Source organism: Microbacterium martis (genome assembly GCF_047246685.1).
Taxonomy (GTDB): domain Bacteria; phylum Actinomycetota; class Actinomycetes; order Actinomycetales; family Microbacteriaceae; genus Microbacterium.
Window position 1 is genome coordinate 1,142,302 of the sequence record NZ_JBFOKT010000001.1, and the last position, 20,261, is coordinate 1,162,562.

Annotated in this window: 21 protein-coding genes and 1 tRNA gene; 20 read left to right on the forward strand and 2 right to left on the reverse strand. The window is 69.2% G+C overall.

Annotated elements, in window-relative coordinates; all coding sequences use genetic code 11:
• The first annotated feature begins 210 nt into the window (after window positions 1-210).
• The 10 genes from AB3M90_RS05480 (at window position 211) to AB3M90_RS05525 (ending at window position 8,589) form a co-directional block, all read left to right on the forward strand.
• A complete protein-coding gene (locus AB3M90_RS05480) occupies window positions 211-1,305 on the forward strand; it encodes a VIT1/CCC1 transporter family protein (RefSeq protein WP_412950467.1) in 1,095 nt (364 codons plus the stop codon).
• Between the two features lie 134 nt (window positions 1,306-1,439).
• The gene (locus AB3M90_RS05485; protein WP_412950468.1) at window positions 1,440-2,120 is read left to right on the forward strand and encodes a response regulator; all 681 of its coding nucleotides are present in this window, start codon (window positions 1,440-1,442) and stop codon (window positions 2,118-2,120) included.
• Complete coding sequence (locus AB3M90_RS05490) at window positions 2,117-3,274, forward strand: sensor histidine kinase (protein WP_412950469.1); 1,158 nt, start codon at window positions 2,117-2,119, stop codon at window positions 3,272-3,274. Before AB3M90_RS05485 ends, AB3M90_RS05490 begins: the two co-directional genes overlap by 4 nt.
• A gap of 110 nt (window positions 3,275-3,384) precedes the next feature.
• Window positions 3,385-4,305, forward strand: coding sequence for an ABC transporter ATP-binding protein (locus tag AB3M90_RS05495; protein ID WP_412950470.1), 921 nt, complete (start codon window positions 3,385-3,387; stop codon window positions 4,303-4,305).
• Window positions 4,302-5,195 carry an ABC transporter permease gene (locus AB3M90_RS05500; protein WP_412950471.1) on the forward strand — a complete coding sequence of 298 codons (894 nt, stop codon included), beginning with the start codon at window positions 4,302-4,304 and terminating at the stop codon, window positions 5,193-5,195. The genes AB3M90_RS05495 and AB3M90_RS05500 overlap by 4 nt, the downstream gene beginning before the upstream one ends.
• A 105-nt stretch (window positions 5,196-5,300) precedes the next feature.
• Window positions 5,301-5,738, forward strand: coding sequence for a VOC family protein (locus tag AB3M90_RS05505; RefSeq protein WP_412950472.1), 438 nt, complete (start codon window positions 5,301-5,303; stop codon window positions 5,736-5,738).
• Window positions 5,735-6,148, forward strand: a complete 414-nt coding sequence (locus AB3M90_RS05510) for a hypothetical protein (RefSeq protein WP_412950473.1) — start codon at window positions 5,735-5,737, stop codon at window positions 6,146-6,148. The genes AB3M90_RS05505 and AB3M90_RS05510 overlap by 4 nt, the downstream gene beginning before the upstream one ends.
• On the forward strand, window positions 6,145-6,786 hold the full coding sequence (locus AB3M90_RS05515; RefSeq protein ID WP_412950474.1) for a DUF2867 domain-containing protein: 642 nt from the start codon (window positions 6,145-6,147) through the stop codon (window positions 6,784-6,786). Before AB3M90_RS05510 ends, AB3M90_RS05515 begins: the two co-directional genes overlap by 4 nt.
• An 85-nt stretch (window positions 6,787-6,871) precedes the next feature.
• On the forward strand, window positions 6,872-7,735 hold the full coding sequence (locus AB3M90_RS05520; RefSeq protein WP_412950476.1) for an alpha/beta fold hydrolase: 864 nt from the start codon (window positions 6,872-6,874) through the stop codon (window positions 7,733-7,735).
• Complete coding sequence (locus AB3M90_RS05525; protein WP_412950478.1) at window positions 7,732-8,589, forward strand: EamA family transporter; 858 nt, start codon at window positions 7,732-7,734, stop codon at window positions 8,587-8,589. The genes AB3M90_RS05520 and AB3M90_RS05525 overlap by 4 nt, the downstream gene beginning before the upstream one ends.
• A 92-nt stretch (window positions 8,590-8,681) precedes the next feature.
• On the opposite strand, the gene AB3M90_RS05530 is transcribed toward AB3M90_RS05525, so the two are convergent.
• A tRNA-Leu gene (locus AB3M90_RS05530) sits at window positions 8,682-8,764 on the reverse strand.
• Window positions 8,765-8,876: 112 nt separating this feature from the next.
• On the opposite strand from AB3M90_RS05530, the gene AB3M90_RS05535 reads away from it, so the two are divergent.
• Both AB3M90_RS05535 and AB3M90_RS05540 read left to right on the forward strand, forming a co-directional pair.
• Window positions 8,877-10,172 (forward strand): M20/M25/M40 family metallo-hydrolase, encoded by a 1,296-nt coding sequence (locus AB3M90_RS05535; RefSeq protein WP_412950480.1) that lies wholly within the window; start codon window positions 8,877-8,879, stop codon window positions 10,170-10,172.
• A 42-nt stretch (window positions 10,173-10,214) separates the two neighbouring features.
• Window positions 10,215-11,039 (forward strand): undecaprenyl-diphosphate phosphatase, encoded by an 825-nt coding sequence (locus AB3M90_RS05540; RefSeq protein WP_412950482.1) that lies wholly within the window; start codon window positions 10,215-10,217, stop codon window positions 11,037-11,039.
• 103 nt (window positions 11,040-11,142) lie between these two features.
• On the opposite strand, the gene AB3M90_RS05545 is transcribed toward AB3M90_RS05540, so the two are convergent.
• Window positions 11,143-11,991: a PAC2 family protein gene (locus AB3M90_RS05545; protein WP_412950484.1), complete on the reverse strand. Its 849-nt coding sequence runs from the start codon at window positions 11,989-11,991 to the stop codon at window positions 11,143-11,145.
• A gap of 121 nt (window positions 11,992-12,112) precedes the next feature.
• Here AB3M90_RS05545 and AB3M90_RS05550 point away from each other — a divergent pair, with 121 nt between their 5' ends.
• From AB3M90_RS05550 to AB3M90_RS05585, 8 genes are read left to right on the forward strand one after another with little or no spacing between them, the layout of a single operon-like run.
• Window positions 12,113-12,763, forward strand: coding sequence for an HAD family hydrolase (locus AB3M90_RS05550; RefSeq protein ID WP_412951224.1), 651 nt, complete (start codon window positions 12,113-12,115; stop codon window positions 12,761-12,763).
• The gene (locus AB3M90_RS05555; RefSeq protein ID WP_412950485.1) at window positions 12,760-13,779 is read left to right on the forward strand and encodes a tRNA (adenine-N1)-methyltransferase; all 1,020 of its coding nucleotides are present in this window, start codon (window positions 12,760-12,762) and stop codon (window positions 13,777-13,779) included. The genes AB3M90_RS05550 and AB3M90_RS05555 overlap by 4 nt, the downstream gene beginning before the upstream one ends.
• Before the next feature lie 10 nt (window positions 13,780-13,789).
• On the forward strand, window positions 13,790-14,722 hold the full coding sequence (locus AB3M90_RS05560; RefSeq protein WP_412950487.1) for a hypothetical protein: 933 nt from the start codon (window positions 13,790-13,792) through the stop codon (window positions 14,720-14,722).
• The gene (locus tag AB3M90_RS05565; RefSeq protein ID WP_412950490.1) at window positions 14,722-15,714 is read left to right on the forward strand and encodes a helix-turn-helix transcriptional regulator; all 993 of its coding nucleotides are present in this window, start codon (window positions 14,722-14,724) and stop codon (window positions 15,712-15,714) included. Before AB3M90_RS05560 ends, AB3M90_RS05565 begins: the two co-directional genes overlap by 1 nt.
• Window positions 15,711-16,706: a helix-turn-helix transcriptional regulator gene (locus tag AB3M90_RS05570; protein ID WP_412950492.1), complete on the forward strand. Its 996-nt coding sequence runs from the start codon at window positions 15,711-15,713 to the stop codon at window positions 16,704-16,706. The genes AB3M90_RS05565 and AB3M90_RS05570 overlap by 4 nt, the downstream gene beginning before the upstream one ends.
• 30 nt (window positions 16,707-16,736) lie before the next feature.
• Window positions 16,737-16,973 (forward strand): Sec-independent protein translocase subunit TatA, encoded by a 237-nt coding sequence (gene tatA, locus AB3M90_RS05575; RefSeq protein WP_412950494.1) that lies wholly within the window; start codon window positions 16,737-16,739, stop codon window positions 16,971-16,973.
• A gap of 57 nt (window positions 16,974-17,030) precedes the next feature.
• Window positions 17,031-17,789 (forward strand): twin-arginine translocase subunit TatC, encoded by a 759-nt coding sequence (tatC, locus tag AB3M90_RS05580; RefSeq protein WP_412951226.1) that lies wholly within the window; start codon window positions 17,031-17,033, stop codon window positions 17,787-17,789.
• Window positions 17,786-20,260, forward strand: a complete 2,475-nt coding sequence (locus tag AB3M90_RS05585) for a DEAD/DEAH box helicase (RefSeq protein ID WP_412950497.1) — start codon at window positions 17,786-17,788, stop codon at window positions 20,258-20,260. Before tatC ends, AB3M90_RS05585 begins: the two co-directional genes overlap by 4 nt.
• Window position 20,261: the final 1 nt, after the last annotated feature.

Below are 20,261 nucleotides of genomic sequence, written 5' to 3' on the forward strand. Positions count from 1 at the left end.
CTTGTCGAAGGGCCCGATCTCGCCTGGGTCCCTGAGCTTGTCGAAGGGCCCGATCTCGCCTGGGTCCCTGAGCTTGTCGAAGGGCCCGATCCACACGGTTCGGAGGCCCGAAATGCTGGCAATCCGTGCCCGAGCACCGTCGCCGCGCGACCGCGCGGCTAGCGTGGAACGGTTGCCCGCGAACCGAGCGCGGCGACACCAGGAGGATCCATGACAGGCCCCGCCGCCATCGAACCGACACCCGCTGACCGCCGCCGCTGGGCCCGCTACCTCGTGGAGGAGCGTGCGGAGGGGTCGGTGTACCAAAAGCTCGCCGCGCGACGGACCGGCGAGGAGCGCGACATCCTGCTGCGCCTCGCCGAGGCGGAACGCCGCCACGAACAGCACTGGCTCGATCTGCTCGGAGGCGAGCCGCGGCGGTTGCCCCGTCCCGGCATCCGCTCGCTCCTCCTCGGCTGGATGGCCGGTCGCTTCGGCTCGATCTTCGTGCTCGCACTCGCGCAGAGCGCCGAGGCGCGCTCACCCTACGACGCCGAGCAGTATGCGACTCCGGCGATGCGTGCCGACGAGAAGATCCACTACGAGGTGGTCCGCGGTCTCGCCGCCCGCGGTCGGAGGCGTCTTTCGGGCTCGTTCCGCGCCGCGGTCTTCGGCGCCAACGACGGTCTCGTGAGCAACCTCGCGCTCGTCCTCGGCATCGGGGCGACAGGGGTGAGCTCGGGCTTCGTGCTCTTCAGCGGGATCGCCGGGCTGCTCGCGGGCGCGCTGTCGATGGGAGCGGGAGAGTTCGTCTCCGTGCGTTCGCAGCGCGAGCTGCTCGCGGCCACGGAGGCGAACGAGGATGCAGCGGATGCCGCGGGCGATCTCGACATCGACGAGAACGAGCTGGCCCTGGTGTACCGCGCCCGCGGCATGGAGCCGGAGGAAGCTCTCGGACGCGCTCACCGCATCGTCGAAGCGGCCAAGGCGGGTGTGCGCCGCGGCGCGACCGGTCCCGTGCGCGTGCCGGGGAGCGACCATGAGATCGTCGGCAGCGACTGGACGGCCGCCCTCTCCAGCTTCCTGCTCTTCGCCTCCGGCGCCATCGTCCCCGTGCTGCCCTGGATCTTCGGCCTCCAGGGCACGGCGGCGATCATCGTGGCTCTGGTCCTCGTCGGGATCGCGCTCCTCAGCACCGGCGCGATGGTGGGGGTGCTCTCGGGCGGTCCGCCCCTGCGCCGAGCCCTGCGTCAGCTCGCGATCGGATTCGGAGCCGCCGCGGTGACCTACCTCCTCGGCCTCGCCTTCGGCGTGAGCGCGCTCTGAGCTCAGCCGGCTCGCCCGGGCCGACCGGCGTACGAGCTGACATCTCCATGACTTTCGGCACGTCCTCATCCGCCCTCGGTTACGTAGAATCCAGCGAGAACGGTCAGCAGGGTGACGGTACCGACGGGAACGACATGACAGAGGCGATTCGAGTGCTGGTCGTCGACGATCAGAAGCTCGTTCGCGACGGGCTCCTGAGCCTGCTGGCGCTGAGTCCCGAGATCGACGTCGTCGGTGACAGCGCCGACGGTGACGCCGCGCTGTCTGTCCTGGCGGAGCACGAAGTGCACGTCATGCTCCTGGATCTGCGGATGCCGGCACGAGACGGCATCGCCACCCTGGAGGCGATGCGGGAACGCGGGATCGACGTCCCCGTCCTCGTCCTGACCACCTTCGACGACGATGAACTCGTGCTCGCCGCGATACACGCCGGGGCCAGGGGCTACATGCTCAAGGATGTGACTCTGGATCAGCTGCTCGGCGGGGTGCGCGCGCTGGCGGCAGGCGGGACCCTGCTGCAGCCGGCCCTGACCGATCGGCTTCTCCGCGCGATCCGGCGTGCACCGTCGCCGGTCACCGCCGCGCACCTTCCGGAGCCCCTGACCGACCGGGAACTCGACGTGCTGAGACTCGCGGCGGGAGGATGGTCGAACGGGCAGATCGCGCGGGGGCTGTTCCTCGCAGAGGGCACGGTGAAGAACCACATGTCGAGCGTTCTGCTCAAGCTCGGGGTGGCGGACCGCACGAGCGCCGTGCTCAAGGCTCTCGCCGACGGGGTCCTCGATGCCGGCGCCGGGCAGAAGAGCATGCCGTGACGGGCTCGACGCTGCGACAGACGAGGACATCCGGCTGGATCGTCGTCACCAGCCTCGTCTGCGCCGCCGCTATCGGCGTGGTGGTCGTCGTCGAGACCATGCTCGACGCGCGCGACGCTCCGCTTCCGTCGACGCTCTGGTGGGCGGCGTACGCCCTCTACATCGCCGCACTTCTCGCGATCCACGGCTGGATACCCACGGGGCGCCTGTCACCGCACGCACTGCTGGTCTCATTGATCGGATTCGCCGTTCTCCTCGTGCTGCTCAATCCCGACCAGGCCTGGATGCTGATGCTGTTCGTCATGACGGCGGCTGTGGCGTCGTTCTTCTGGCCTCCGCGAGCGATCGTCGTCCTCCTCATCGTCCAGATCCTTCTCACCGTGGGAATCGCCCTCACCGCCGCGTGGCCGCTCCCCGAGCTCGTCCTCGCCGTCGTGGGCTTCGGGAACTTCCAGGTCTTCGGGGCCCTCGTCGTCTTCGCCATGCGCAGCGAGGCGAGGGCTCGCGATGACCTGGCGGTCGCGCACGCCGAGCTTCGCGCGACCACGACGTTGCTGGAGATGACCACGCGGGAGGCCGAGCGGTTGCGGATCTCCCGTGATCTCCATGATCTCGCAGGGCACGATCTGACCGCCCTCTCCCTGGAGCTGGAGGTCGCCACGCACCTGACAGCCGATACGGCCGGTCACCGACACGTGCAGCGAGCGAGGTCGATCGCGAGGGATCTGCTGGAGACGATCAGGACCGCGGTCGGAGAGATGCGTGACGAGGCACCCATGCTCGAGCCCGCGCTGCGTCGACTCACCTCCGGGATCCCCGGGCTGTCGGTCACGGTGCATGTCGACCGCGACATCTCCGTCGATGCGGACCGCGTCATCGTCATCCTCCGCAGCGTGCAGGAAGCGATGACGAACATCCTGCGTCACTCCGGCGCGGATCACGCCAGTGTGGACGTCCGCGCCGAGCAGGGCGACCTGCGGGTGACGATCGCTGATCAGGGCGAGGGCACCGCGGCCATCGTGCCCGGCAACGGCCTGACCGGGATGCGAGAACGGTTCGAGGTGCTGGGCGGGAGCCTGGAGGTGACCAGCGCAGCCGGTCGGGGACTGGTCCTCGTCGGCCGACTCCCGCGACACGCGCCCGCCACCCCCTGAGTCCGGTCCCGCGCTGCGTCCACTCGTGACTTTCCGCACAGGCGTCGCGGCCGCGCGTCCTCCTAGTGTCGTGCTCGTCGAGGAAGTCCGATCGAGACGGGGAGGTCGCTGTGCACGACGCGATCGAGGTCGCCGGCCTCACCAGACGCTTCGGCGAGGTGATCGCCGTGGACGGTCTCTCGTTCACCGTGCAGGCCGGAGATCTGTTCGCGTTCCTGGGTGCTAACGGGGCGGGCAAATCCACGACCATCGGCTGTCTGACGACGACGCTCGCGTTCGACGCTGGCGTGGTGCGCGTCTCGGGCGCCGATGTCCGCCGGGAAGGAGACCGGGTCCGGCGACGCATCGGGGTGGTGATGCAGGACTCGCTTCTGGACGGCGATCTGACGGTGCGGGAGAACCTCGCCGTCCGCGGACGGTTCTACCTTGCGGACCCCGGGGCGATCGCCGCGCGCATCGAGGAGCTGGCGGAGCTCATCGGCCTGGAGGATGTCCTGCGCCGGCGATACCGAGCGCTGTCGGGAGGACAGCGGCGGCGCGCGGACATCGCTCGCGCCCTCCTGCCGGAACCCGAGGTGCTCTTCCTCGACGAACCGACGGCGGAACTGGACCCCGCCAGCCGCGCGACCGTCTGGCGCGCCGTCCATGAGCTGCGGGCACGTCGCGGATTGACGGTGTTCCTCACCACGCACTACATGGAGGAGACGGAGCAGGCCGATCGTGTCTGCATCATCGATTCCGGCCGCATCGTCGCCGAGGGCACGCCTGCCGCCCTGCGTGCTGCGCACAGCCGCGGCATCCTCACCATCACGACGCGTGACCGGCCTGCCCTCGAGGCGCTGCTTACCGCGGCCTCCGCGCAGGCGGAGTGGAACGGACCGCGCGCAGAGGTCGTCGTCGACGGCGCCGACGCGGCCAGGGCGATCCTGTGCGCCCATGAGGATGCCGTCGCGGATTTCGAGTTCCGGCACGGACGGATGGACGACGTGTTCCTCGCCGTCACCGGACGAGAGGGGAGGGAGCCGCTGTGACGGGGGCGGTGCGGGCGATCGTCGGGCGGAACCTGCGGCTGTTCTTCCGCGACCGGATGGCGGTCTTCTTCTCGCTGCTCGCAGCGGTCATCCTGTTCACCCTGTACGCGCTCTTCCTCGGCCACCTGCAGGTGGCCGACCTGCAGGAGTCCTTCCCCTCGGCGACCACTGCGCAGATCAGGGCGTTCGTCGATTCGTGGATGTTCGCCGGGGTCGTCAGCATGACGGCGATCACGACCGGCCTCGGCGCGCTCGGCGTGCTCGTCGAGGACACCGCATCGGGAAGATTCCGCGATTTCCTCGTGGCGCCGATACGTTCCGGACAGCTCGCGCTCGGATACCTGCTGTCCGCGGTGATCGTGGCGCTGACGATGACGTTCTTCGTCTTCGCGGTGAGTCTCTTCTACCTGTCGGCGGTCGACGGCGTGGCGCTGTCGTTCGGTGCCGTGATGCGGGCGGCCGCGATCGTCGTGGTGACCGCGGCGGCCTTCTCCGCCATCTCCGCGTTCGTCACCTCGTTCGTCTCGAGCCCCGGCGCATACGCGGCACTGTCGACGATCGTCGGGACGGTCCTCGGCTTCCTCACCGGCGCCTACATCCCCATCGGGTCGTTCCCCGAGTCCGTCCAGACGGTCGTCAGCGCCCTGCCGTTCGCGCAGGCATCCATGCTGATGCGGCAGGAGCTCGCGTCGGGGGCTCTCAGCGACCTCATCTCGTCGGCGCCCGAGGCGCGCGGGACGATGCTCACCTACTACGGCATGGCGGCCGAGGTCGCCGGATGGCCCCTCACGGCGGGTTCCGTCCTCGCCGTGCTGACCGTGCTCTTCGTCGTGTTCGCATGGCTGGGAGCGTTGCGCATCCGCGGCCGGATCAGCGCCGCGAACCGATGAGCGCAGGCGAGCGGCGGAAGCCGTGACCTTCGACACCTGCGGAGACGCGGGAGGGATGCCTACCGTCGAGATGACCTGTCCGCACATCACCCGAAAGCCGTCACCATGAAGATCACCAGTCTGTATCCCGTGCTCGCCACGAACGACGTCACGGCCACCGCCGACTTCTTCCGCCATCACTTCGGATTCGACACCGCGTTCGAATCGGACTGGTACGTGAGCCTGAGTCTCGACTCCTGGGAGCTCGCCATCCTGCGGGCCGATCACCCCACGGTCCCCGAGGCGTTCCGCGGACGGACAGCGGGAGGGCTGCTCCTCAACATCGAGGTGCCGGATGTCGACGCTCTCCATGACCGTCTCCTCGCCTCGGGACTGACCCCCGTTCTCCCCCTGCGCTCCGAGGAGTTCGGCCAGCGCCATGCCATCTTCGCCGGCCCGGAAGGCGTCCTGATCGATGTCATCACGCCGATCCCGCCCAGCGATGAGTACGCCGCCCGATTCTCGGCGGAGGCGCTCGACGAGACCAGAGCGGGCACCGCATGAGCGGCGCACCGAGCCTCCGATCCGGGTATCGTCGCTGGTTCCTCGTGGATGGCGTCGTCACGGGTGCGAACGCGGTCGCGTACCTGGCGCTGCACCGGCAGCTGTCCGACCTTCTCGGCTCCGCGCCGACGCTGTACGCGGTGGCGGGAGCGATTCTCGCGATCATCGCCGTCGGCCTGCTGGTGGTGGCGTTCTCGAGACGAAGACCTCGCCTTCTGCCCGAGGTGCTCGCGGTCGTGAACCTCCTCTGGTCAGCCGCGTCGCTGGTGGTCGCGCTCGCCAACCCCTTCCAGCTGAACGGCTGGGGCGTCGGGTGGACCGGAGTGCAGGGCGTGATCGTGCTCGCATTCGCCGTCCTCCAGCTCCGGGCTCTGAGACGCTCTGAGCCGCGACTCGAGACGCGAACATGAGACTGCCGAACTGCGAGCACACGTCACGACCGTGGCGCATGCACGCCGTCGTTCCGGACTTCACCCTCGAGGACGTGTGGGCGCTGCCCGTGCACGGCAGCGCGGACGACTTCTCGAGCCTCGTCGAGCTGATGACCTCGGGCGGAGACGAGGACGGCGACGGCGAGCCTCTCGGCTTCCTGGACTCCGCCGCAGCTCGATTCCTGTGGAGACTGCGCGATCTCCTCGGAGAACTCCTGGGCATGGGACGGATTGCCGATACAGCAGACGATGCGCAGCGACGCCCCATCCCCGGCGACAGGAGCACGTCGTTGCGGGCGCGCCTCGACGAGGACCTTGTGGGCACCGCGGAGAACGTGCGCTTCACCGAGGTGCCGATGAGGCCGCTCTACCTCCTCGACGATGAGTTCGCCGCTGAGATCTCCAATGCGACCATGCACGGTGTGATGCACCTGTCGTGGGTCGCGGGGGGCGACGGCGTCTATGAGGGCAGAATGGCCGTTCTCGTGAAGCCTCGCGGCCGACTCGGCCGGGTCTACATGGCCGCCATCAAACCCTTCCGTTACGCGGTGGTCTATCCCGCTCTGCTGCGGCACCTCGAGAGATCGTGGCGATCACGGGCTGGCGGGTGGCGGTGACCATCGGCACATATCCCCGATGACAGCCCCCGTCTAACGTCGATCGCACAGCAGATCACCCGGAACGAACCCGCAGGGAGTCGATATGGAACACGTCATCTCCGTCGGAGCAGTCGAGCTGTGCGTCGATTCCTTCGGAGCGCAGACGGATGAGACGGTCCTCTTGGTGGCAGGCACCTCCTGCTCGATGGAATGGTGGCCGGCGAGGTTCTGCCGGATGCTCGCCGACCGGGGGATGTTCGTGATCCGTTTCGACCAGCGCGACACCGGGCGAGCCTCCTTCGACCCTCCTGGGCAGCCGTCCTACTCGCTGCCGGACCTCGTGTCCGACGCGATCGGCGTGCTCGATCACTTCGACACCGGTCCCGCCCACTGGGTGGGATTCTCCCAGGGAGGCTGGGTGTCCCAACTCGCCGCACTCGACCATCCCGAACGGGTGCGCTCGCTGACGCTGCTCTCCACACGTGCCACCGGACACGGCCCCGCGGATCCCGATCTCCCCGAGGTCGCCGACAGTCTGCTCGCCGCATGGGATGAGACATCCGCCGAGCCGGACTGGGGCGACCCGGAGGAGGTCATCCGCTCCCTGATCGAAGGCGAACGATCCATCGCCGGAGAGGATTTCGATGAGGCGCACGCCCACGCCATCGCCGAGAGCTGCGTGCACCGAGCGCATCAGATCCGATCAGCGGTCACGAACCACCCGATGGCGGATCAGGGACCGCGCTGGCGCGATCGCCTCGGCACGATAGCGGCACCCTGCCTGATCCTGCACGGAACACCCGACCCGATGTTTCCCTTCGGGAACGCCGAAGCGCTGGAGCGGGAGATCCCCCGCGCACGGCTGGCGGGGTTGGAGGGTGTCGGGCACGAGCTCCCACCGCGCGTGTGGGGTCGCGTCGTCGCCTCGATCAGTCGACACGTCCGCAGTGCATCCGAATCGTCGTGAGCGAAGCCACATCGGTGCTGCCGGTGCTGCTCGCATTGTGCGCCGCCGTCGGCTACGGCGCATCGGACTTCATCGGAGGCGTGACCAGTAGAAGCGACCGCGTCTGGGCTGTCGCGGCGACCAGCCAGGCGACCGCGACGGCCGTCGCACTGCCCGTGGCGCTCGCGACTCTCACCCTGCCACGGCCGTCCGACCTCGGGTGGGCGGTTCTGGCGGGGATGGGCGCCGGAGCAGGCAACCTCCTCATCTACCACGGGCTCGCCACCGGCCGCATGATGGTGGTCGCTCCGCTCGCCGCCGTGGTCTCCACCGTGCTGCCCGTGACCGTGGACGTCGTCGGAGGACGACACCTCAGCGCCCTTCTCACGGCCGGCGTCGTCGCCGCCGTCATCGCCGGCTGGCTCGTCTCGGGAGGCGGTGTGCGAATGCCCGGACGAACCGACAGGGCAGGTGTCGTCGTCGGCCTGCTGGCCGGAGCGGGATTCGGGATGCAGTTCGCGGCACTGGGCCAGGTCCCGGCGGAGTCCGGATTCACCCCCGTCGGCATCAGCCAGGCGATCTCGGTGGTCCTGATCATCAGCGTCGCGGGCGCACGCCGCGCTCGCTGGATACCCGGACGTTCGGTCACGGCTCTCGGCGCAGCCGCGGCAGGAGGCCTCGCCGGCGGAGCGACGCTGCTCTTCCAGGTATCCGCCCAGGTGGGGTCGCTGACCGTCGCGGTCGTGCTGACCTCTCTGTATCCCGCCGTGACCGTCGCCCTCGGAGTCTGTCTGCTCCGCGAACGCGCCACGCGTGTGCAGCTGGTGGGGCTGGTCTTCGCCGCTGCCGCCATCGTGCTGATCAGACTCGGCTGAGATCCGGGGCGCGCGGTGATCCGCGCCGCGCCACCGTTCGAGCGAACGACGAAGGCCCCCGATCCGCTGGATCGGGGGCCTTCGAATTTCTGTGCGCGGAGGGGGACTTGAACCCCCACGCCCTATCGGGCACTAGCACCTCAAGCTAGCGCGTCTACCATTCCGCCACCCGCGCAGGTGTTGGATGATCGTTGCCGACCGAAGAATGAGATTAGCACGTAATGCAGCGCCGTTCGAACCGAGCAGCACGCCCGGGCGTGGCACGCCGTTTCGGTAGCCTGGAGGGCATGACCGAACCCTCCGTTCCCGAGGTCGCACGCATCGCGAGCGACCTCATCCGCTTCGACACGTCGAACTTCGGCGGCGGCAACGCCAAGGGGGAGCGGGAGGCGGCCGAGTACGTCGGAGCGTATCTCCAGGCGCTCGGTCTCGACGTCGAGTACTACGAGCCGGTCACGCGCCGAACCACGGTGATGGCGCGGGTGCGCGGCCGCGACAGCAGCAAGCCCGGTCTCGTCGTGCACGGTCACCTCGACGTCGTGCCGGCCGTGGCCGACGACTGGAGCATCGATCCGTTCGCGGGCATCATCCGCGACGGGATGCTGTGGGGCCGCGGCGCGGTCGACATGAAGAACATGAACGCGATGATCCTGACGGCCGTCGCCGAGATCCTGCGGGCGGGGGAGCAGCCGGAGCGCGACCTCGTGCTGGTGTTCTTCGCCGACGAGGAGAACGGCGGGGTGGAGGGTTCAGCGATGGTCGTCCGGGATCATCCCGAGTGGTTCGCCGGCGCCACGGCGGCGATCAGCGAGGTGGGCGGGTACTCGATCTCGGTCGACGGCCGCCGGGCGTATCTGCTGCAGGTCGGCGAGAAGGCCCTCATCTGGGTCCGCCTGGTCGCCAAGGGCCGCGCCGGTCACGGCAGCCGCCTGCACGACGACAACGCCGTCACGAAGCTCGCCGAAGCGGTGGCCGCGATCGGCCGCACCCGCTGGCCCGTGCGTCTGACGCCCACGACCGAGGCCCTGCTCGAGGGGCTCGGCGAGCTCAGCGGCCGTCCTGCAGACGACCCTGACGCCCTCGCTGCCGCCGCGGGCCCTGCCGAGGCCTTCCTGCGGTCCACGCTCCGCACCACCACGAACCCGACCGTCCTCACCGCGGGATACAAGCACAACGTGATCCCCGAGCGCGCCGAGGCTCTCGTCGACGTCAGGGTGATCCCCGGGACGGAGGACGACGTTCTGGCCGAGCTGCAGCAGATCGTGGGAGACGAGATCATCATCGAGACGGTCGTCCGCGACATCGGCATGGAGACGCCGTTCGAGGGGGAGCTCGTCGATGCGATGGTCGCGAGCCTCGCCCGCCACGATCCCGGGGTGCCCGTGATCCCGTACCTCCTCGGCGCCGGGACCGACAACAAGGCGCTCGCGCACCTGGGCATCACCGGCTACGGCTTCGCACCCCTTCGACTGCCCGCCGACCTCGACTTCACGGGCATGTTCCACGGAGTCGACGAGCGTGTGCCCGTAGAATCGCTTGTCTTCGGCCAGCGGGTGCTGGCCGATCTGCTGCGCACGTACTGAGCCAGCGGCCACGCCGCGCACACCCTCACCAGAAGGCCCTCCATGCACCTGCTCGAAGCCCTGATCCTCGGCATCGTCCAGGGACTCACCGAGTTCCTGCCGATCTCCTCCAGCGCCCACCTGCGCATCCTCGGCACCTTCCTGCCGTCGGGGGAGGACCCGGGAGCGGCGTTCACCGCGATCACGCAGATCGGTACGGAGGCCGCCGTCGTGGTGTTCTTCTGGCGCGACATCGTGCGCATCATCTCGCAGTGGTGCCGCGCTCTGGTGGGCAAGATCCCGCGCAGCGACCCCGACGCCCGCATGGGCTGGATGATCATCATCGGCAGCATCCCGATCGTCGTCCTGGGGCTGTTCTTCCAGGACCAGATCGAGACCGTGTTCCGATCGCTCTGGATCGTCGCCATCATGCTCATCGTGTTCGGCATCCTGCTGGGCATCGCCGATCACGTGGGCGCGAAGCGCCGCAAGCTCGGCGACCTCACGTACCCCCACGGCGTCGCCTTCGGATTCGCGCAGGCGCTCGCCCTGATCCCCGGAGTCTCGCGGTCGGGCGGCACCATCACGATGGGGCTCTTCCTCGGCTACGAGCGTGCGGCGGCCGCCCGCTATGCCTTCCTCCTCGCCATCCCCGCGGTCTTCGGCAGCGGCTTCTACCAGCTCTTCAAGAGCTGGGACGAGCCGGGCTTCTTCTCCTTCGGCGACACGCTCGCTGCCACCGGCATCGCCTTCGTCGTGGCGCTCGGAGTGATCGCGTTCTTCATGAACTTCATCTCGAAGCGCAGCTTCCTGCCGTTCGTGATCTACCGGATCCTGCTGGGCACGGTGCTGCTCGTCCTCCTCGGCACCGGAGTGATCGCGGCCTGACCCTTCGACAGGCTCAGGGACCCAGGGGAGGGCTCCGGGCCCTTCGACAGGCTCAGGGACCAGGGGAGGGCTCAGGGCACTTCGACAGGCTCAGGGACCGAGGTCAGCGCTTGTGGTCGCCCGGCGCATCGCCTCGACGACGCAGGTATCGCTCGAACGCCTGGGCGATGGCGTCTCCCGATGCCTCCGGCGAGTCCCAGGTGTCGCGGGTGCGCTCGAGCTGGCGGATGTACTCCGCCATGTCTTCGTCCTCGGATGCCGCGGCGTCGATCGACGCCTCCCATGCGGCGGCCTCGGTGCGCAGGTGCTGACGCTCGACGTCGACGCCGGTGAGCTCCTCGAGGCGGTCGAGGAGGGCCAGGGTGACCTTCGGCGAGGGCGTCGCCGAAGCGACGTAATGCGGCACGCTCGCCCACAGACCGGCCGTGGGGATGCCCGCCCCCTCGGCGAAGTGCTCGAAGACGCTCAAGATGCCGACCGGCCCCTCGTACAGAGACCGCTCGAGGCCGTGCGCCTCGCGCACCTGCTCGTTCTGACTGGACGCGAAGATCGAGATCGGGCGGGTGTGCGGAACGTCGGCGAGCATGGCTCCCATCGTCACGAGCCCCGTGATGTCGTCGCGGAGGGCGATGTCGATGAACTCCGAGGCGAACGCCTGCCAGGTGCGGGCGGGCTCGACACCGGTCAGGAGCCAGAACTCCGGTCCCGGCGCGGGATCGCGCGGACGCCAGAGGCCGGCCTCAGGCCAGCGGAGCTGGCGGCGACCTTCCGCGTCCATGCGCGTCGACGGCCGCGTGTACTGGTAGTCGAAGTACAGCTCCGGGTCGACCGAGTGCACGAGTTCGTAGGCCGATGACGTCCGCAGCGCCTCCACCGCACCGCTCGCGGCTTCACCCGCATCGTTCCAGCCGTCGAAGGCGGCGATGACGATGCGCGAACCGAGGACATCCATCAGGGGCTCCCTTCGAGGTCGAGGACGTATCCCCCCAGGCTAGTGCGCAGGGGAGGGATGTGGGCGCTACCGGGCTAGCATGGGTCCAGTGAGCAGAAAGCCCCGCGCAGTCCTCTGGGACATGGATGGAACACTGGTCGACACCGAGCCCTACTGGATGGCGGCCGAGACGGCGCTCGTCGAGTCGTTCGGCGGCACCTGGACCGAGAAGGACGCCCTCCGGCTCGTCGGCAGCGGCCTGATCGACAGCGCGATCATCCTCCGCGAGGCCGGGGTCGCCATGGAGCCCGAGGCCATCGTCTCCCACCTGACCGACGTGGTGCAGCAGTCGCTGCGCACCCACGGCGTGCCGTTCCGGCCGGGAGCCCGCGAGCTGCTCGCGGAGCTGAAGGATGCCGGGATCCCCACGGGGCTCGTCACCATGTCGCTGCGCCGCATGGCGCTGAACGTGGTCGATCTGATCGACTTCGACGCCTTCGACATCGTCGTGGCGGGAGACGACGTCGACAACCCGAAACCGCATCCCGAGCCGTACCTGCAGGCCGCCGCGCTGCTCGACGTCGACATCGCCGACGCGGTGGTCATCGAAGACTCCCCGACCGGTGTGCGGGCGGGGCTGGCATCGGGCGCTCTGACGCTCGGCGTGCCGCACATCGTCGCGCTCGACCATCTCGGCGCGCACGAGCTCTGGCCGACCCTCGCCGGTCGCGGTGTCGCCGACCTCGTCGACCTCTTCGAGTCGAAGACGGTCCAGACGGAGACCGCGCGATGACCGCGCAGGCCACCCCCCGGCCCAGCGGCCCCTTCCGCGAGGGCGACCGCGTGCAGCTGACCGGTCCGAAGGGCCGCCTGCACACGGTCACCCTGCGCGAGACGGGCGAACTCCACACCCACCAGGGCGTCCTGCGTCACCGCGACCTCATCGGCCTGCCCGACGGCTCGGTGGTCGCCAACAGCTCCGGGCACGAGTATCTGGCGCTGCGTCCGCTGCTCCGCGACTTCGCGATGTCGATGCCGCGCGGCGCGGCGATCGTGTACCCGAAGGATGCCGCCCAGATCGTCATGCAGGCCGACATCTTCCCGGGCGCCGTCGTCGTCGAAGCCGGGGTGGGGTCGGGCGCCCTCTCGCTCTCGCTCCTGCGCGCCATCGGTCCGGCCGGACGTCTCCTGTCGTTCGAGCGCCGCGACGACTTCGCCGAGGTGGCGCGCGGCAACGTCGAGACCTTCTTCGGCGCGGCGCCCGACACGTGGAGCGTCATCGTCGGCGACCTCGTCGAGGCCCTGCCCGCGCATGCCCCGTCCGGAGGGGTCGATCGCGTGGTGCTCGACATGCTCGCCCCGTGGGAGTGCATCGACGCGGTCGCCGAGGCCCTCACTCCCGGTGGCGTCGTCCTCTGCTACGTCGCCACGGCCACGCAGCTCTCGCGCGTCGCCGAGTACATCCGCGGCACGGGACTGTTCACCGACCCCGATGCGTCGGAGACCATGGTGCGCGGCTGGCACGTCGAGGGCCTCGCCGTGCGTCCGGATCACCGCATGGTCGCTCACACCGGCTTCCTCCTCACCGCACGACGCCTGGCTCCCGGCGCCGTGGCGCCGTCGGTCAAGCGACGCGCCTCGAAGAGCAGCTACGGCGATGACGACGTCGAGCTGTGGACGCCCGGTGCCGTCGGCGACCGCGAGATCACCGACAAGAATCTCCGCAAGCGCGCCAGGGAGGCCGGGCGCGCAGCCGAGGGCGCCCGCCTCGCGGCGGCCGCGCGCGAATCCGATCACACGACGGAATAGACTGAGGCGCGTGCGTAAAACGTCCGCCGTTCTGGCCTCCCTCAGCCTCGCCGTCCTCGCCCTGACGGGCTGCTCCGTGACGGCCTCCTCCGACGGAGCCTCGTGCGAGCGGCACGCCGACGCGACCGGCATCCGCGATGCGGTGACCGTCGAGGGCGAGCTGGGGGAGGCGCCGGACGTGTCGGTCTTCTCGCCGCTCCACCTGACGAGGTCCGAGGTGGCCGACGTCATCGAGGGCGACGGGCGCACCATCGTCAACGACCAGCAGGCCCTCACCGTCGAGCTGTCGATCTTCAGCGGCGAGACCGGTGAGAAGGTCTACGGCACCGCCTACGACGAGAACAAGGGCCAGGTCTCCAACGCCGCCTACTGGGCTTCGCAGTCGCCCGGACTCGCTCAGGCCTTCGCGTGCGCGACCGAGGGCTCGCGCATCGTGGCCGGACTCACGCCGGAGGACTTCGGCGCGGAGGCGCTCTCAGGCCTCGGCCTCTCCGAAGACGACAACATGGTCTTCGTCATCGACGTGCTCGACGTCTTCCTGTCGAAGGCGGAGGGCACCCTTCGCTTCAACGACGCGCAGGGCATGCCGACGGTCGTGCGCGCCGCCGACGGCACCCCGGGCGTCATCGTCCCCGACAGCACCGCTCCCACGAAGCAGGTCGTGCAGACCCTCATCGACGGCGACGGCGAGAAGGTCACCGCCGAGCAGATCCCCCTCGTGAACGTCACCGCCGTCGGCTGGGACGACAAGAAGGTCGTGTCCAGCACGTGGGGCGAAGGACCCACCGGCGATCTGGCGTCGTCGGCGCCGACTCTCGCTGACGAGCTGGTCGGGCGAACCGTGGGATCGCAGCTGCTCGCCGTCGTCCCCGAGGCCGACGGCGCCCCCGCCACGGTCTACGTCATCGACATCCTGGGCGCAGTGACGGCGCCCACGCAGTGATGGCCGGCCGGATCCCCGCGGAGGAGCGTCTGACGAATCTCGTCGTGGCGCTGATGGCCACGGAGATCGGGCTGACGAAGCAGCAGATCCTCGACAACGTCTCCGGTTATCGTCAGCGCGCGGATGCCGGCACGCGCGCCGATGCACTGGAGAAGATGTTCGAGCGCGACAAGGACGAGCTCCGGTCGCTCGGCGTTCCGATCGAGACGATCGGCGACGCCGCGGACCCGAACGATCTGCGAGAAGCCCGGTATCGCATTCCGCAGGCGGAATACGACCTCCCGGCCGACATCGAGTTCACCGCCGCGGAGCTCGCGGTCCTGCGACTCGCCGGCAGCGTCTGGAGCGCGGAGTCGGCCTCGTTGGACGCGCAGTCCGGCGTCCGGAAGATCCGCGCACTCGGCATCGACGGGGACGAGCCGATCATCGGCTTCGCCCCGCGGATCACCGCCCGCGACGCGGCCTTCGCCCCTCTGCAGGACGCGATCGAGAAGAGCCGGGTCGTCGTGTTCGACTACCTCAAGCCCGGCGAGGCCGTGCCGCGTCGGCGCAGCATCCGTCCGCTCGCCCTCGTCGACTACGAGGCGCGCTGGCACGTGTTCGGCATCGACGTCGACATCGAGGAGGACCGCATGTTCCTCCTCAGCCGTATCGTCGGCGACGTGACCATCACCCCGGACACCTTCGACCCCGCCCTCCGGGACGGCGCGGGGGAGAGGGCCCTGGCCGGCCTCGAACGAGTGGCCGCCGAGAACTCCGCACTGCTGGAGGTCACGCCGGGAACGGAGGCGGCGCTGCGGCTGGGGCGGCGGGCGGCACCGGCCGCTCAGGGCATCACCGTCCCCTTCGTCGATCTGCACATCCTCGCCGACGAACTCGCCTCGTACGGCCCGGAGGTGCGGGTGGTGGAGCCGGCATCCCTGCGCGATGAGGTCGTGACGCGCCTCGAGGCCGTGGCCGCCGCCCACGCCGATCGGGAGCAGACACGATGAGCGCACAGGCCAAGCCACTCCTCGCCGCCGAGCGCGTCCGTCTCTACCTGACCCTCGTGCCGTACCTGCTGGAGCACGGACAGGTCTCGCTGGCCGAGGCGTCGGCCGAGTTCGGGGTCACGCCGCAGGAGATGCGCGCGATGGTCGAGAAGCTCACCGTCATCGGACTGCCCGGCGAGGCGGGGTACTGGCAGCAGCCCCAGGAGATGTTCGACATCAACTGGGACCTGCTCGACGACGAGGACGTGATCGAGATCACCAACGACGTGGCGCTGCGCCGGGTCCCGCGCTTCACGGCGCGCGAGGCCGCGGCGCTGCTGGCGGGGCTGCAGATGGTCGCGGCCGTGCCGGCCGTGTCGGACTCCGGACTCGTCGCGGGACTCATCGGCAAGCTCTCCCGCGGCGCGGCCGACGCCCCCGCCGAGGTCGTCGTCGCCCCCGGTGCCGTCGACGAGGTGCGCGAGGCGGTCGCCCGCGGCCTGCAGGACGGCGTCGCCATCTCGTTCACCTATCAGGCGCCGGATGCCGCCCCGACCACCCGCACGGTCGACCCCGTTCAGATCCTGATCACGAACGGGCAGTGGTACCTGCAGGGCTGGTGCCACATGCGCGAGGCGATGCGCACGTTCCACCTCGACCGTGTGAGCGAGCCGAAGCTGACGGGCATCCCGATCACCCACGGCGGGGATCAGGTGCCGGAGGCGTTCGTCGGTCTCGACGACGAGCGGGAGGTCACCGTGCGCGTGTCCGAGCGCTTCGCCCCGCTGCTGCACGGCTTCGTCTCCGCCGAGACGCTCGAAGCGGTCGACGGTTCGGTCACGGCACATCTGCATCTCGCCGACCCGCGCGGCATCAAGCGCCTGGCAGCGCGATTCGGCGGCGCGATGGAGGTGCTGGAGCCGGGTGTCGCTCGTTCCGCGACGCGCGAGTGGGCGGTCGCCGGACTCGCGCTCTACCACCGTCCCGATCCGCAGGTTTCGCCTGTAGACTGAGCCAAACCTCACTGTCGACGGGATTCTGACATGTTCGCTGGAATGCAAGGCTGGCACCTGCTCATCGTGCTCGCCGTGATCCTTCTTCTTTTCGGTGCAGCCAAGCTCCCCGCCCTCGCGAAGAGCATGGGGCAGTCCGCCCGCGTCTTCAAGGGCGAGATGAAGGCCATGAAGGAAGACGATGCGACGCGCAACGATGCCGTCGCCGCCGAGCCCACCACGGTGAAGGACTCGGGCACCACTCCTGAGACTCCGCCACGCGCCTGATCGGCCGTGGCAACCCTCGAACCGACCGTGAAGCAGAAGACGGATCGGGATCGGCGGATGTCGCTCGGCGCGCATCTCGTCGAGTTGCGCAAGCGCCTCATGTACGCGGCGCTCGCGCTCGTCGTCGGAATGGTCGTCGCGTTCCTGATCGCCGATCCGGTGATCCATCTCATCACCGAGCCGATCCGCATCATCAGCGAGAAGCGCGGTGACAGCTTCAGCGCCCTCAACTTCGGCACGGTGACCGCGGCGTTCGACATGCGCATGCGGATCGCCTTCTCGATCGGCCTCTTCATCTCGGCGCCGGTGTGGCTGTGGCAGATCTGGGCGTTCATCATGCCCGGACTCACACGGAAAGAGGTCCGCTACACGATCGGGTTCGTCGCCGCGGCGGTTCCGCTGTTCTTCGCCGGGTGCTACCTGGGCATCGTGATCATGCCGCACGTGATCGAGCTGATGTGGGCGTTCACACCCGAGGGCGGCACGAACTTCTATCAGGCGCAGGAGTACTACGACTTCATCTTCAAGCTGATGATCGTCATCGGGATCTCCTTCGTCCTCCCGGTCTTCCTCGTCGCTCTCAATGTCGCGGGCGTGATGAGCGGTCGGGCGATCCTGAAGGGGTGGCGGGTGGCGATCATCATCGCGACCGTGTTCGCCGCCCTCGCCACGCCGGCCGCCGACGTGGTCAGCATGCTGATGCTGGCCGGCATCCTGATCGTGCTGTTCTTCGCCGCCGCCGGGCTCTCCCTCCTCTTCGACCGGCGCAGGCGCAAACGCGACGCCGCCGCCGGCCTGCTGCCGGATCAGGTATGAGCTCACCCTCCGAGCGTTACGCCGCGGCACGGGAGGCGGCCGACCATCCGGCCACGCAGGCCTTCGCCGCGACCCAGCGGTTCGAGCTCGACCCCTTCCAGGTCGCCGGGTGCCATGCGCTCGAGAACGGGCGCAGCGTACTCGTCGCCGCTCCCACCGGCGCGGGCAAGACCATCGTGGGCGAGTTCGCCATCCACCTCGCGATGCAGTCTCCGCGCGACAAGGCCTTCTACACGACGCCGATGAAGGCGCTGTCGAACCAGAAGTTCCGCGAGCTGGTCGACGTCTACGGGCCCGACGACGTGGGGCTGCTCACGGGCGACACCAACATCAACGGCAACGCGCGCATCGTCGTCATGACGACCGAGGTGCTGCGCAACATGATCTACGCCGACTCGGCGGCTCTGCGCGACCTGCGCTACGTGGTCATGGACGAGGTTCACTACCTGGCCGACCGGTTCCGCGGAGCGGTCTGGGAAGAGGTCATCATCCATCTGCCCCGGCACGTGCGGCTGGTCTCGCTGAGCGCCACGGTGTCGAATGCCGAGGAGTTCGGAGACTGGCTCGACACGGTGCGCGGCGACACCGAGGTGATCGTCTCGGAGACCCGCCCGGTTCCCCTGGAGCAGCACGTGCTCGTCCGTGACGATCTGCTCCCGCTCTTCGACGACCGCGCCGGCATCGCCACGGCACAGGTCAATCAGGAGCTGATGCGCATTCGCTCGTTCACCGGCTCGCACTACGAGAACAACCGCCGGGTGCAGTCGTACGTCAGCGACCGTCACGCCGGGCGGCAGGCGAAGCGGCCGGAGCGCGGGGGCCGTCGGCCCGTGCGCTCCGCCAATATGAGGCGCATCGAGCGGATGGACCGCCCCGACGTCATCACGCTGCTGGAACGCGCGAACCTGCTGCCGGCGATCTTCTTCATCTTCAGCCGCGTCGGGTGCGACGCGGCCGTGCAGCAGGTGCGACGATCGGGCATCCGGCTGACATCGACCGAGGAGCGGGCCGAGATCCGCGCGATCGTCGAGGAGCGCACCCGCACACTGCAGGACGAAGACCTCGGAGTCCTCGGTTACTGGGACTGGCTCGACAACCTCGAACGGGGAGTGGCCGCCCACCACGCCGGACTCCTGCCGGCCTTCAAGGAGGTCGTCGAGGAGCTCTTCAAGCGCAAGCTCGTGAAGGCGGTCTTCGCCACCGAGACGCTCGCCCTCGGCATCAACATGCCGGCGCGGACGGTCGTGCTGGAGAAGATGGAGAAGTTCAACGGCGAGGCCCGGGTCGCCATCACGTCGGGGGAGTACACCCAGCTCACCGGCCGCGCCGGACGCCGCGGCATCGACGTCGAGGGACACGCCGTCGTCCAGTGGACCGAGGGCATGGACCCGCAGGCGGTGGCCGCCCTCGCGTCGCGCCGCACGTACCCCTTGAACTCGAGCTTCCGACCCACCTACAACATGGCCGTCAACCTCATCGACCTGTTCGGGAAGGCGCGCGCACGGCAGGTCCTCGAGTCGTCGTTCGCCCAGTTCCAGGCCGATCGCTCGGTCGTGGGGCTCGCCCGGCAGGTGCGCGAGGCCGAGGAGTCCCTGGCCGGGTATCGCTCGGCGATGTCGTGCGAGCACGGCGACTTCCCCGAGTACGCCGCGATCCGCCGTGAGCTCAGCGATCTCGAGAAGAAGAACCGACAGGATGCGCAGGCGCCGCGCGCTGCGCGCGACAAGAGGATGAAGCGCATCCAGTCGCTGCGCACCCAGATGCAGAGGCACCCCTGCCACCGCTGCCCGGATCGCGAGGCCCACGCACGGTGGGCCGAGCGGTATTGGAAGCTGAAGCGCCAGACCGATCGCACGCGACGACAGATCGAGACGCGAACGGGCACGGTGGCGCGGGTGTTCGACCGCGTCGTCGAAGTGCTCGAGACGCTCGACTACGTCGCCGACGACGCAGGCGAGACCGTGCTGACGGATGCCGGCCGCACGATGCGCCGCATCTACGGCGAGCGTGACCTGCTCATCGCGGAATCGCTGCGTCAGGGGCTGTGGAGCGGTCTGGACGCCCCCTCGCTCGCGGCCATGGCATGCTGCCTCGTCTACGAGCCGCGACGCGACGAAGCGGGTTCGGGGGAGCACGGCCTGCCTCGGGGCGCGTTCCGCAGCGCCTACGACAGGACGACCGCGCTCTGGGCCGAGCTCGACGACCTCGAGAAAGACCACCACCTGCCCGGCTCCGAGCCGCTGGCGGCCGGCCTGGCCGGGGCGATGCACTCCTGGGCTCGCGGCGGGATGCTCGATCGCGTCCTGGTCGAGGCCGACATGGCCGCCGGCGACTTCGTCCGCTGGGCGAAGCAGACGATCGACCTTCTCGACCAGCTCTCGATCGTGGCGGAAGACGGCGCTCTCGCCCGCACGGCGCGCGTCGCGCTCGACGGCGTCCGTCGCGGCATCGTCGCATACTCGTCGATGTGAG

Coding starts and splice junctions, on each gene's coding strand:
- AB3M90_RS05565 (WP_412950490.1), top strand. CDS start 14,722: ATGGCCGGCCGGATCCCCGCGGAGGAGCGTCTGACGAATCTCGTCGTG.
- AB3M90_RS05535 (WP_412950480.1), top strand. CDS start 8,877: ATGACCGAACCCTCCGTTCCCGAGGTCGCACGCATCGCGAGCGACCTC.
- AB3M90_RS05480 (WP_412950467.1), top strand. CDS start 211: ATGACAGGCCCCGCCGCCATCGAACCGACACCCGCTGACCGCCGCCGC.
- AB3M90_RS05505 (WP_412950472.1), top strand. CDS start 5,301: ATGAAGATCACCAGTCTGTATCCCGTGCTCGCCACGAACGACGTCACG.
- tatA (WP_412950494.1), top strand. CDS start 16,737: ATGTTCGCTGGAATGCAAGGCTGGCACCTGCTCATCGTGCTCGCCGTG.
- AB3M90_RS05510 (WP_412950473.1), top strand. CDS start 5,735: ATGAGCGGCGCACCGAGCCTCCGATCCGGGTATCGTCGCTGGTTCCTC.
- AB3M90_RS05515 (WP_412950474.1), top strand. CDS start 6,145: ATGAGACTGCCGAACTGCGAGCACACGTCACGACCGTGGCGCATGCAC.
- AB3M90_RS05585 (WP_412950497.1), top strand. CDS start 17,786: ATGAGCTCACCCTCCGAGCGTTACGCCGCGGCACGGGAGGCGGCCGAC.
- AB3M90_RS05570 (WP_412950492.1), top strand. CDS start 15,711: ATGAGCGCACAGGCCAAGCCACTCCTCGCCGCCGAGCGCGTCCGTCTC.
- AB3M90_RS05540 (WP_412950482.1), top strand. CDS start 10,215: ATGCACCTGCTCGAAGCCCTGATCCTCGGCATCGTCCAGGGACTCACC.
- tatC (WP_412951226.1), top strand. CDS start 17,031: ATGTCGCTCGGCGCGCATCTCGTCGAGTTGCGCAAGCGCCTCATGTAC.
- AB3M90_RS05520 (WP_412950476.1), top strand. CDS start 6,872: ATGGAACACGTCATCTCCGTCGGAGCAGTCGAGCTGTGCGTCGATTCC.
- AB3M90_RS05485 (WP_412950468.1), top strand. CDS start 1,440: ATGACAGAGGCGATTCGAGTGCTGGTCGTCGACGATCAGAAGCTCGTT.
- AB3M90_RS05550 (WP_412951224.1), top strand. CDS start 12,113: ATGGATGGAACACTGGTCGACACCGAGCCCTACTGGATGGCGGCCGAG.
- AB3M90_RS05555 (WP_412950485.1), top strand. CDS start 12,760: ATGACCGCGCAGGCCACCCCCCGGCCCAGCGGCCCCTTCCGCGAGGGC.
- AB3M90_RS05545 (WP_412950484.1), bottom strand. CDS start 11,991: ATGGATGTCCTCGGTTCGCGCATCGTCATCGCCGCCTTCGACGGCTGG.